This window comes from Streptomyces sp. ME19-01-6 (assembly GCF_033793745.1).
Taxonomy (GTDB): domain Bacteria; phylum Actinomycetota; class Actinomycetes; order Streptomycetales; family Streptomycetaceae; genus Streptomyces.
Genome location: NZ_JARAXF010000005.1, coordinates 260,119 through 271,434 on the forward strand (window position 1 = coordinate 260,119; position 11,316 = coordinate 271,434).

10 protein-coding genes are annotated in these 11,316 nt (G+C 70.0%); 4 read left to right on the forward strand and 6 right to left on the reverse strand.

Features of this window, described 5'->3' with window-relative positions:
* The first annotated feature begins 12 nt into the window (after window positions 1-12).
* Together PV419_RS14580 and PV419_RS14585 are read left to right on the forward strand one after the other, a co-directional pair.
* A complete protein-coding gene (locus PV419_RS14580) occupies window positions 13-999 on the forward strand; it encodes a hypothetical protein (RefSeq protein WP_319688656.1) in 987 nt (328 codons plus the stop codon).
* A gap of 101 nt (window positions 1,000-1,100) precedes the next feature.
* Window positions 1,101-1,934: an XRE family transcriptional regulator gene (locus PV419_RS14585; protein ID WP_319688657.1), complete on the forward strand. Its 834-nt coding sequence runs from the start codon at window positions 1,101-1,103 to the stop codon at window positions 1,932-1,934.
* Window positions 1,935-1,945: 11 nt separating this feature from the next.
* Here the strand turns inward: PV419_RS14585 and PV419_RS14590 are convergent, their stop codons facing one another.
* From PV419_RS14590 to PV419_RS14615, 6 genes are all read right to left on the reverse strand, one after another.
* Entirely contained in the window at window positions 1,946-3,817 is a 1,872-nt protein-coding gene (locus PV419_RS14590; protein ID WP_319688658.1) for an NHL domain-containing thioredoxin family protein, read from the reverse strand.
* A 120-nt stretch (window positions 3,818-3,937) separates the two neighbouring features.
* Entirely contained in the window at window positions 3,938-5,503 is a 1,566-nt protein-coding gene (locus PV419_RS14595; RefSeq protein ID WP_319688659.1) for a recombinase family protein, read from the reverse strand.
* Window positions 5,504-5,640: 137 nt separating this feature from the next.
* On the reverse strand, window positions 5,641-6,165 hold the full coding sequence (locus PV419_RS14600) for a hypothetical protein (RefSeq protein WP_319688661.1): 525 nt from the start codon (window positions 6,163-6,165) through the stop codon (window positions 5,641-5,643).
* Between the two features lie 413 nt (window positions 6,166-6,578).
* On the reverse strand, window positions 6,579-7,373 hold the full coding sequence (locus tag PV419_RS14605) for a YwqG family protein (protein ID WP_319688663.1): 795 nt from the start codon (window positions 7,371-7,373) through the stop codon (window positions 6,579-6,581).
* An 83-nt stretch (window positions 7,374-7,456) separates the two neighbouring features.
* Window positions 7,457-8,428: an NlpC/P60 family protein gene (locus PV419_RS14610; RefSeq protein WP_319688665.1), complete on the reverse strand. Its 972-nt coding sequence runs from the start codon at window positions 8,426-8,428 to the stop codon at window positions 7,457-7,459.
* Window positions 8,429-8,613: 185 nt separating this feature from the next.
* On the reverse strand, window positions 8,614-8,754 hold the full coding sequence (locus PV419_RS14615) for a hypothetical protein (RefSeq protein ID WP_319688667.1): 141 nt from the start codon (window positions 8,752-8,754) through the stop codon (window positions 8,614-8,616).
* Window positions 8,755-9,242: 488 nt separating this feature from the next.
* Here PV419_RS14615 and PV419_RS14620 point away from each other — a divergent pair, with 488 nt between their 5' ends.
* The gene (locus PV419_RS14620) at window positions 9,243-9,980 is read left to right on the forward strand and encodes a hypothetical protein (protein ID WP_319688669.1); all 738 of its coding nucleotides are present in this window, start codon (window positions 9,243-9,245) and stop codon (window positions 9,978-9,980) included.
* A gap of 511 nt (window positions 9,981-10,491) precedes the next feature.
* Window positions 10,492-11,316, forward strand: a complete 825-nt coding sequence (locus tag PV419_RS14625; protein WP_319688670.1) for a maleylpyruvate isomerase family mycothiol-dependent enzyme — start codon at window positions 10,492-10,494, stop codon at window positions 11,314-11,316.

The window sequence follows — 11,316 nt, forward strand, 5'->3', positions numbered from 1 at the left end:
GGGAATCCAGACATGACGCACTCCACAGGCCCCGGCCGACGCCGGACCCTCCTGCACAAGCTCCTCCCCACGATCGCCGCGGCGGGCATCGGCGCCGCCGGACTCGTGGGCTGCTCGAGCGGTGAGGACAGCGGCGGCCAGGACGCGAAGGCGGGCAAGTCGGCCGATAAGAGCGCCGTGAGCAGCGATACGAAAGCCAGCCGCGACACCGAGGCCAAGGGCACCGGCATCAAGCTGAAGACGACGACCGGGGAGTTCGGCACCAAGGCGGCCGCCGCCGCCGACTTCCCCACCTGGGGCACGCGCTGGGTGGTCCATCAGACCGCCGATCTTGGCTCCCCTTCCGTCGGCATGATCAACCAGGGAGCCCCGGGCCAGGACCGCATCAGCGCCGACTATCAGGTGAACACCGGGAAGAGGGTGTGCGAGGACGGGGCCTGCTCGACCTACATGGCGCACATCACCAAGCCGGTCAACGGCTTCCTGACCGTCGTCGCGGTGGACATCCCGGAGGACTCGCTGCCCGGAGTCCCCGTGCAGAACGGTGCTGAGCCGCCGAAGCCGCCGCAGACCGGCGGCACCCGCGCCGAGACGCTGCAGCGCGCGTCCACCTGGCTCACGGCGAACAACGGTACTCGGGTCCCGTACAGCCAGGCCAAGATGTGGAAGGACGGCTACCGCCAGGACTGCTCGGGCTACGTCTCCATGGCGCTGGGCCTGAAGGCGCCCGGCACCAACACCGTGGGCCTCGCCAGCTCCAGCATCACCAAGCCGATCGCCCTCAACGACCTCCAGCCCGGCGATCTGCTCATCGACGCGTCCGGTGACAACAACACCCGTCATGTCGTGATGTTCGAGAAGTGGAACGACGCCGCCCACACCTCGTACACGTCGTACGAGCAGCGCGGCGACTTCGGGACGGATCACACGACCCGGAGGTACGGACTGGAGCCGGGCAGCGAGTACAAGCCCTACCGGCCGCTGAAGTTCGCGGACTGATGCATTCCTGATCCCGTTCCTGTAACGAGCGACACGTCCGCCGCGGGGGGGGGCGGACGTGTCGCTCGGCATGTTCATGTTCAAGATGCTCCAATGAGGGCATGGCAGCACATCCGAATCCCTCCGAGAACCCACGACGAAAGCCACTCGCCCCGCTTCCCGAGGACCTCGCCGACCCAGTACGGAAATTCGTGACCGCACTGCGCCACATGCATGGCGAACTGGGCTTGAGCCTCAAGGAACTGGAGGGTCGGCTGCCCGCCAGCCGCTCCTCCCTCTCCCGCTATCTGCGCGGCCAGAGCCTCCCCGACGAGCGGCTCTTGGTCCAGTGGGGCAAGCTCTCCTTCACCGCCGAGGACCGCTTACCCGCACTGGTGGAACTGCTGCACCGGGCCAACGAGGCCGCCTCCGCCAACAAGGCCGAGCCTCTCGTGGAAACGGACGGCGCGTCCGGGGCGGCCGCCTCGCCGCCATCCCCGGAGGACCGGACGTCACGGCGCCGACTGCGGCTCACGCTCGCGGCGATGGGCACGGCCGTGGTCATCGCCGGAGCCACGACCATGCTCATCGCCCTCCGGTCGTCCGATGAGGAGCCGCCCGCGGCCGCCCCCTCGCACCTGGGTGACGCCGGGATCACCGTGTACAACACCGAGCGGGCCTGCCAGAACAAGCGCACCCGCGACTGTGCGCTGGGCCTGGCCCAGGATCCGTACATGGCCTACCGCCCGGCGAACATCGCAGGCCGAGCGTGGCACGGCGACGTCCTGCGCGCCGACTGCCGCATCGCCAACGGCGTCACGGTCACCGACGAGGCGGGCGGACACAGCAGCATGTGGTTCCGCGTCTCCAAGGACGGCAAGCGGATGTGGATCCCGGGCATCCGGATCCGCCCGGAGCAAGTGCAGTACACCAAGCTCCCCAACTGTCCCGACTGACCCGTACCCCGTCAGGACGGCTCGTCCATCCCCGCCAGCACCAGCGGCAGCCGGGTCGCCCCGCCGTCGGTGACCCGGACCGGGACGCCCCAGTCCTGCTGGTGCACATGGCAGGCCGGGTATTCGTTCAATGGGTCGTCGTCGCAGGAGGCGGCCATCGCGGAGACGTGCAGCACGCCCTCGGTCACCCCGTCCGCCAGCACCAGCTCGCGGCTCAGCTCCGTACCGGCCCCCTCGCCCTGGGCCAGCAGCTCGGGCGGGGTGGAGCTGACCAGCAGGCGGGTGGAGGGGCCGTAGCGGGTGTCGAGCTTCTGCCCGGCGGGGGCCTGGAAGACGACGTCGAGCCGGAGCGTCCCCGGGGCGATCTCGGTGGCGGCGCGCCGGGTGCGGTGGGCCACCGCCGCCACGCGTACGGCCTCCTCCGGCAGCCGCAGCCGGGTCAGCCGGTGCCGCGCCGACTCGACGACCACGATGTCGCCGTCCACCAGCACGGCGTCGGACGGCTCGCGCAGATCCGTGGCGAGGGTGCTGACCTCGCCGGAGGCCGGGTCGAAGCGGCGCAGCGCGTGGTTGTAGGTGTCCGAGACGGCGACCGAGCCGTCGGGCAGCGCGGTCACGCCGAGGGGGTGCTGGAACAGTGCCTGTTCGGCGGGGCCGTCGCGGTGGCCGAAGTCGAACAGCCCGGTGCCCACGGCCGTACGCACCACGAAGCCGTCCTCACCGTCCCGACCGTCCCGCTCGACGTACCGCACCGCCGAGGTCTCGGAGTCCGCGATCCACAGCCGGTCCCCGGCCGCGGCCAGCCCGGACGGCTGGGCGAACCACGCCTCGGCGGCCGGCCCGTCGACCAGGCCCTCGTTCGTCGTCCCGGCGGCCGCGCGCACCATCCCGTCCGCCGGGTCGTACGTCCACAGCTGGTGGACGCCCGCCATGGCGATCCACAGCCGGCCGGCGAACCAGGCCACGTCCCACGGCGAGGACAGATCGACCTCGCGGGCGGGCCCGGCGGCCGGGGAGCCCTGCCACCACTGGCGCCCGGTCCCGGCGACGGTCCGCACCTCGCCGGTCGCGAGGTCCAGGGAGCGCAGCGCGTGGTTGACCGTGTCGGCGGCGATCACCGTGCCGTCCGGCAGCAGCGCGAGACCCTGCGGCTCGCTGAACCGCGCCTGATCGGCGGGCCCGTCGGCGAACCCCCGCTCACCGGCCCCGATCCGCCGCAGCACGCTCTCGCCGTCCGCCGCCAGCTCCACCAGCTGGTGCCGGGTGGTGTCCGAGACGAGGAAGGTGCCGCCGGGCAGCAGCAGCGCCTTGCCGGGGAAGCGCAGCTCGGTGGCGACCGGCTCCGGCGGCACATACGGCCCGTCGCCGCGCCGCAGCGTGCCCTTCGCCCCGTGCTCGGCCTCCAGCTCGGCCACCAGCGTCTCCAGCGCGTGTGCGTGCCCCTCGCCCGCGTGCTGGGCGACGACGTACCCCTCGGGGTCGATGACGACCAGCGTCGGCCAGGCCCGCACCGCGTACTGCTTCCAGGTGGCCAGCTCGGGGTCGTCGAGCACGGGGTGGTGCACCTCATAGCGCTCGACGGCGTCGACGACCGCCTGGTGCTCGGCCTCGTGGACGAACTTCGGCGAGTGCACACCGACGATCACGACGGTGTCGCGGTGCTTCTCCTCCAGCTCGCGCAGCTCGTCCAGGACGTGCAGGCAGTTCACACAGCAGAACGTCCAAAAATCCAAGATCAATGTGCGACCTCGGAAGTCGGCAAGCTTCAGATCCTTGCCGCCAGTGTTGATCCAGCCTCCATTGCCGATCAGCTCAGGGGCACGGACACGGGCACGTCGGCGGGGCGCGGGCGTAGGGGTGGGCACCGGGGCGGCATCGTTCACGCTTCCAGCTTGCCATCCGGTCATGAACGCAGGATCACGCCGGCACGACACAGTCAGCCGCCCGCTCACCGCGACCCCTCCACGGCGACTTCCGAGAACTCCCGGAAGAAGGTCCGACCGTCATTCCGTCACTTCGCCACCTGCTGACTCCGCCCCAGCGCCGTCCCTCGTCGCCCAGACGATCCGGCAGCGCTCGTCTCCGTCGAACCTCACCCCCACCCTCCCTCTCCGGACTTCCACGCGATCGATCGCAAGGCCAAGGCGCTCACGCCTTCCGGCCGCATCGTCGGCTTCCCAGGCTTCACGCAGCAGGCCCGCATCCAGAAGCGGGGAGATGTCAGCGGAAGGGTTTGGCATCCGCAGCAGATCTGCGCGCAACCCTTGGATTCGGGTACGCAGTCGTCCGGCGAGCCGGTGGTACCGGACGATGGCGTCTGCGCCATCGAACTCGCCCCGGACGTACCGAGCGTCTTCCAGGTCCGCCAGGCGGGCCTCTTCGTCCACGATTTCCGCCTCGATGGCTTCACGCTTCGCGAACACCTCCGGGTCCTCCCTCTGCACCCAGCGATCGGCGATCACGGCGAGCAGTGGGTCCTGAGGCTCCAGGGACGGCAAGCGTGACAGGAAGGCCCGGGTCACGTAGTCGTCGATGCTCTCCACCCGAGCCGAGACGCCGGAGCATCCTCGCCCCATCCGATGGCTGGAGCACTGGTATGACGTGCCGGCCTTGCTCATCCGGGCGCCGCAGAGCCCGCAGCGCGCTATGCCGGTGAGCAGGGACTTGCCTTGCTTGTGACCATGCCGCTTCCCCGCCAACGGAAATGTGCGCGCTTCGAGTTGGCGGAGGATGAGTTCACGTTCCCCGACCGTGATGATCCCCTCGCCGATACTCACGGTTTCCAGCGTCTCCGGGTCTCGATAGGGAAAGACCCGATTCATGTATTTGCGTGTCCCGTCCGCCTGCTCCTCGTACTCGGTCTGCGGCATGAGACCGGCGAAGGCCGGCGAGCGAAGGAGCTGCATGACGCTGGACGAGTTCCATTCACCTCCGCGAGCCGACTCCACCCCGTGCTCGTTCAGCAGCCGGGCGATATGGACGAGGGCCTTCCCTGACAGCGCTTCATCAGCGATCAGGCGGGCGTAGACGGCGGTCTCGGGATCGTGGACGAGTTTCTTCCTCTTGGGGTCCACCAGGAGTCCGTAAGGTGGCTGACCGCCGATCCACTGCCCCCGCTGACGCAGGTACCGCTTGGCGCTGCCGACACGCATACCGAGATTGCGCGACTCGCTGCACGCCAGTTCCGCCAGCATCGCGATGGTGACCCGGGCACCGTCGTTCTTAGTGTCGAGGCCGTCCATGACGGAGACCAGCCGTCCGCCGACCCGGCCTATGTCGTCCAGCGCCTTGCCGACCTCGCCGATACCCTTGCGGGACAGACGGTCGAGCTTCCAGACGACCAGAACGCCCACGACTCCGGCCGTGACGGCTGTGATCGCTGCGTCGAACCCCTTGCGGCTGACGTTCTTGTAGCCGGAACGCCCACGGTCAATATGAACCTTGCGGACAGTCAGTCCATTGTGCTGCGCCCAAGCCCGGCAGTCGACTTCCTGGCGGTCGATCGCGGTCTTGCCCTCCCGGTCAAGGGAAAGGCGCAAGTACAGGTCAGCTGTGGTGTGTTGGTGCACGTTTCCACGCTAATAGGAAGTGTGCACATTGGTTCAGGAAATCCAAGAATCCGGGATTATGTTTTAATCTTTTAAAAGGCCCCCAGGCTGCCACAACGGGTTGGCGCTGCGGCTTGTGCCGGTGTACCCCGGCCGGGTCAGCAGGACATGGGGTTCTCGGAGCGCAGGGTCTCGCTTCCTGTGCTGGTGCAGGTGGACTGCCGTCCGCTGGTGAGGTCGCCGATCTGCGTCTGGTCGCGGATGGCGATGACCTTGGCCTCGCCGATCGGCGCGCCCTGGACGAAGTGGGGGTAGCGGATGAACTCCCACGCCGGGAACCTGTCGGCCTTGAGCGTGACGCGGAAGGTGTCCTCGTACGGGGACAGGGTCAGCTGTCCGTTGATCCGGCCGAGCTTGCTCGCTATGAAATTGACCGCGGAGAAGCCGACGGACAGGCCGCCCGAGCCGGTGCGGGAGACGCTGATGAGATTGCGCGCGTCCGAGGAGGAGTCGCCCACGGAGGCCGCGCCCGCGACGAACGCGACGGGCTTGGCGTCCTGGCACCCGGCCTGCACCGAGCCCCCGTTGGGGAGGGAGGTGCCGGCGACGCAGGACTTGTGGACATAGACGGCGACTTCGCCGGTGCCGGTGTTCCAGGCGATCGTGACCTTGGAGGAGGCCACGGGATTGGCGGTCCAGCCGCGGTGGTCGCCGATGGATTCGGTGAAGAATGAGTGGGTTCTGGGAACCGAGCGCCCTCTCGCGGACGATCCCCGGCTCCTGTCGTGCCTGCCTGCGGTCGTCGACACCGGTGAGCGGCAGGGCGGGCCCGGCAGTACGCGGGGCGGCGCCTTCGACGGGGGCGCTGGCCGGCGGTGCGGGGCGATGGGCAAAAGCCTCGGGGTGTCCGGCACGTCCGGCAACGGTTCAGGGCGTCCGGCCCGTCCAGGATCGTCTGCGCAGGTCAGCGTGAGTCTCCGGGCTTGTGCCGCCGACGTGGGACAAGCCCCGGAAAGCCGAGATCCCGTCCGGTCGCCTTGACCGGACGGAATCTCGGCGGCGACGGCGGGGTCTGCTCCGCCGTGTGGGGCGGGGCTCAGCAGCAGCGCATGTCCGCCTGGGCCTTGCTGAAATCCCCTGTCGCGAACGCCTTCGCCGGGATCGTGAAGTACATCGTCCCGGCGTCGCCCCAGCCCCATCCGAGCTCCGAGTCCTCCGGGAGCTGGAGCAGATGGACCGCCGGACCGTCGGCATCACGAGAGGTCACCCAGAACGCGTACGAGGTGTCGGGCCAGCCGAAGGCGCAGTGGTGACCGGAGGTGTTCCCGTCGAGGTCGCCCATCGCGTCGAGGATGAGCGAGCTCGCGCCCCAGTGCTCGTCCCGGTCGTACTCGACGTCGCGGTCGTTGACGTCCCAGGAGTCCGGCAGCATGGTGACCCCGGCCGCGTGGACGGGGGTGGCCGGATAGCTCCGCGCCGGTGCGGGGGCGGCGGTCTCGACCGCCCGTGCCGGATCGGCAGGAATGACGCGGCACGCCTCGGGCTCGTCGTGCAGCCTCGAGTACTTCTCGTACGGCAGGTCCGGATCGAGATAGAAGAAGTTGAGCAGGCCCGGCCGCGTGGGCAGTTCGTCCCCGAGCCAGGGGGCGAGGGCGTCGGTGTCGAGGACGGCGTGCAGGGACAGCGGGATGCCGCCGACCTCGGGCCAGGGGGTGCCCGGTTCGAGCAGGGCGGGGCCGCCGAGCCGGCAGCGGCCGGTGGCCTGGGCGTCGTCCGTCGTCGGGTCCAGCCGGAAGCCGCGGCGGGCCATGGCCGCGAACTGTCGGCCGGCCTTCTCGCCGAGCCGTTCGGTGCACTCCCGGCGCATCTCGGCAGGGTCGTCGAATTCCATGCCGGAATTCTCTCAACTCCCGTTTGCTGACGAGGTCCTGTCTTCGGTGGGCGCTCGGCAACGGTCCCGGGCGTCCGGGACGGTCAGCTGGGGATGCCTCCGGCGATGTGGCGGTAGCCGGTGGTCTGCGCGGCTGGCGGCAGGAGCGCGATGGTGACGGTGCTGCCGGGGCGGGGGGCGTGGATGACCTTGCCGCCTCCGATGTAGAGGGCGACGTGGCCGTCGCCGTAGGCCAGGACCAGGTCGCCGGGGACCAGCGCGGCCCGGGTGGTGGCCTTCCCGGCGTATCGCTGGGACCAGGTGGTGCGGGGGAGCGTGATCCCGGCGGCCTGCCAGGCCCGCATGGTCAGGCCCGAGCAGTCGTAGCCGCGGGGGCCGGTGCCGCCCCAGACGTAGGGCTTGCCGAGCTGAGCCCGTGCGTAGGCGATGGCCTTCGCCGCCCGGCCTTTGCTGTGCTTCATGGAAGGCTTTTCGGCGGGCTTCTCGCCGCTGTCGTCGTCGGTGTCGTGGGTGGTGTGCTTGGGGGCGGGCGGGCCGGTCTTGCCGCCGGCCGAGGCCGGTTCCTCGGCGGCGCCCGCGACCGTCCCGGGCAGGCGCAGGGTGTCACCCGCGTAGATGAGGGTCGAGGAGCCCAGCTTGTTCAGGCGCTGCAGCGTCTTGACGGTGGTGTGGTGCTTGTTGGCGAGCCCGTACAGGGTGTCGCCAGGAACCAGGACCACGGTCTTCGGCTTGGCGGTCTTGGCGGCCCCGGGGCGTGCCTTGGGAGTCCGGTTGTCCGTCTTGTGCTTCGGCTGGGCAGCCGGGGCCTTGGCCTTCGGCGGCGGGCCCAAGGTGACCTGCCGGGAAGGCGACTGGGCGGCGCCGCCACTGCCCGGGCCGTGGACGGCCAGCAAAGCGCCCGCGAGGATGGCCAGCACGGCCAGGACCACTACGGCGCCGGTGCCCACCGCCGCCCGGGCCACGGTGGCCAACTGCTCCCGCCACCCGGTGGATTCCTCGGAGTGGGCGGGGCGTGATGCCGGCCGGGACCGAGCGGTCCGTATGTGCTTTCCCATCACAACCTCCTCCTGCGGGCCCCTGGCGCGGGGCACGAGAGGGAGGCTGCTGCCGTGCGAGGGCGTCCGGCAACGCCTGGGCCGTCCGGGACAGTCCGGCCCTGTCTGCCCAGGTCAAGCCCCTACGGACACTGCGTGCCGCGGACCATCGGCCTGGCCTGTCGCCGGTTCTGGACGCTGACTCCTCAGGTCTTGCTGAACTCGAACACCTGCCGCCCCAGACCGTCGCACTTGGCCTGCCTCAATGAGGACCCTTCGCCATAACCGGCGAGCCCGGCACACAGACCGATGTGGAGGAGGCGCAGCCGATAGTTTCCGCTGTCCATCCGTTCCAGGCGGAGTCTCTGGTTGGGTGGCGTGTTCCGGGCCTGGTCCGTGCAGGGCTCGCGTACGAGGCCCATCCCTTGCTGTGTCGAAGAACGCAGGGCGCCCCAGCAGATTCGGCTGTCACCTTCGCGGAGGATGGATGCGGCTGCTCGCTCGCGGCGTGCTGCCCCGGCTGTCCAGAGTCGCAGGCGGCGGTGGACTGGGCCGGACACCCCGCTGACCTGGATGGACGCGCCTGGACTGTCCCGGACGCCCAAAACCGTTGCCGAGCGCGTCCCAGACCCCGAGGCTTTTGCTCACCGCCCCGCACCACCAAGCAGCGCCCCGTCGAAGGCGCCGCCCCATGCTGCCGGGCCCGCCATGCCATCCACCGATGTCGACGACGGCAGGCAAGCAACGCCAGGCCACCGGACCCCTGCACGTCTGGTCCGTGCCTTTGTCCGCATCCGCACTCCACTCGATCTGCGCAACCCAAGGGAGCATCAGCATGCGCACTTCACGTATCAGCAAGACCCGCGCCGTGGTGATCGGCGCTGTAGCGTCCAGCGTGCTCGCGGGCGGCCTCGCCCTCGGCGCCACCACCAACCTCCTCGCCACCACCGCCGCCCCGCCGGCCGGCAACGGCTCTGCCGACCAGGTCGCCCTCGCCGGGCAGAACGCCAACAGCTCTCTCGGGGACGAGCCCTGCACCCCGATGGACAAGCGGCGCTACGCCAAGGTCCGCGGCGGATGGGTGAGCGCGGAGACGGTCGACTGGGAGAACAGGGCCGATGCCGCCCAGAAGCACACGTTCACCTTCACCCGAGCCGATCAGGCATCGGGGCTCATCACCGGTGAGCTGAGCCTCACCGCCGCCAAGCAGAAGAAGGCGCTGAAGGGTCTCGGCGACCACCTCGGCTACGAGCTGGGACTCATGGCCAGCACCTCCGCGAGCGAGGCCATCGAGTACAACGTTCCGGCACGCAGCAGGTTCATCGCCAAGCGGGGCATCTATCAGGAGACCCACGCCGTCACGCGGTACCAGCGCTGGTCCAACTGCAAGGAGCGCATCACCCACCTCGGCAACATCACCGGGGTACGCACGCGGTACTACACCTCCAGCCAGAAGATTCGCTTCCCCAAGGGCGCAGGCGCAGCGGGCCCTTCCAGCCCGTCGCGCCCAGCCCCGGACCCTTCCTCGACGGACACCACAGGACCGATCGTCATCGGCGGTGACCAGCTCTGACCTACGGGCCGCCAAGCGCCGTACCGGGTCGTCATCGGCCGCCCAACGCCAAGCCGCGCGCCGCGCGGCAAGGGCCGCCGGCCGTGGCGGCCCGGGCGGCGGTGCGCACCGCCGCCCGGGCGGTGCTGACCGTCCTCGCGGGGCGTCGGCCGACAGTGAGCACAACACCGACGACACGGCCACGTCGCCTTCTACATCAAAGGCGGCAAGGTCATCCACGCCCCGGGCACCGGCCGCACCGTCCAGGTGGCCCCCCTGCCCGCGCCCGAAAGGGTCACCGGCTACCGCCATATCGCCGGCTGAGGTGACATCCCAGGGATTTCGACCGGCCCGTCCGAATTCATCCGGATCTGCGGCGGCGAGGCGCGCACCCTACCACCGCTCTCAGCGACCCAGCGGCCCATCCGGGCCTACGATCAGACCCGAAAGCACTCCCGGGGTGCTCGTGCGCAGCGTAACTTAAACGCACACACAAGCACCCAGCCCGCGTACGAACCGCCCGAGGGGTCCCGTGACCGTCCATCCCAGCCTGCAGACTTCCATCGACGCCTGGACCCATTCCGTCGAAGCGATATTCGAGTTGGTGAATCCGCTCGTCGAAGGGGAGTGGAACCGGGCCACCGAGTGCCCGGGATGGTCGGTGCGCGACGTGGTCTCGCACGTCATCGGCCTCGAATGCGAGATGCTGGGCGATCCGCGCCCGATCCACTCGCTGCCGCGCGACCTGTTCCACGTCACCAGCGAGCACGCGCGCTACATGGAGGTCCAGGTCGATGTACGGCGCTGCCACACCGCGCCGGAGATGACCTCCGAGCTGGAGTACACGATCATCCGCCGCACGCGGCAGCTGCGGAACGAGAAGCGCCAGCCGGACGCCATGGTGCGCTGGCCCGGCGGGGGCGAGATGGCGCTGGAGAGGGCCCTGGTCGCGCGGGCCTTCGACGTATGGGTGCATGAGCAGGACCTGCGGCGGGCGCTCGGGCAGCCGGGCAATCTGGACTCGCCGGGTGCGGTCATCGCCCGGGACCGCCTGCTGGCCGCGCTTCCGAAGGTGGTCACCGAGGACGCGGGCGCGGCGCCCGGGTCGGCGGTGGTCTTCGATGTGCACGGCCCGCTGGAGTTCATGCGGACGGTCCGGGTCGACGCGGAGGGCCGGGCCACCATCGACGGCAGCGTCTCGCTGGGGCCGAGCGTGACGCTCGCGGTGGACTGGGAGACGTATCTGCGCCTGGCGTGCGGGCGGGTGCGGCCGGAAGCGGTCGCCGACAAGGTGAAGATCGAGGGCGACCAGCAGCTGGCCGAGGCGATCCTGGCCCACTTCGCGGTCACGGCCTGA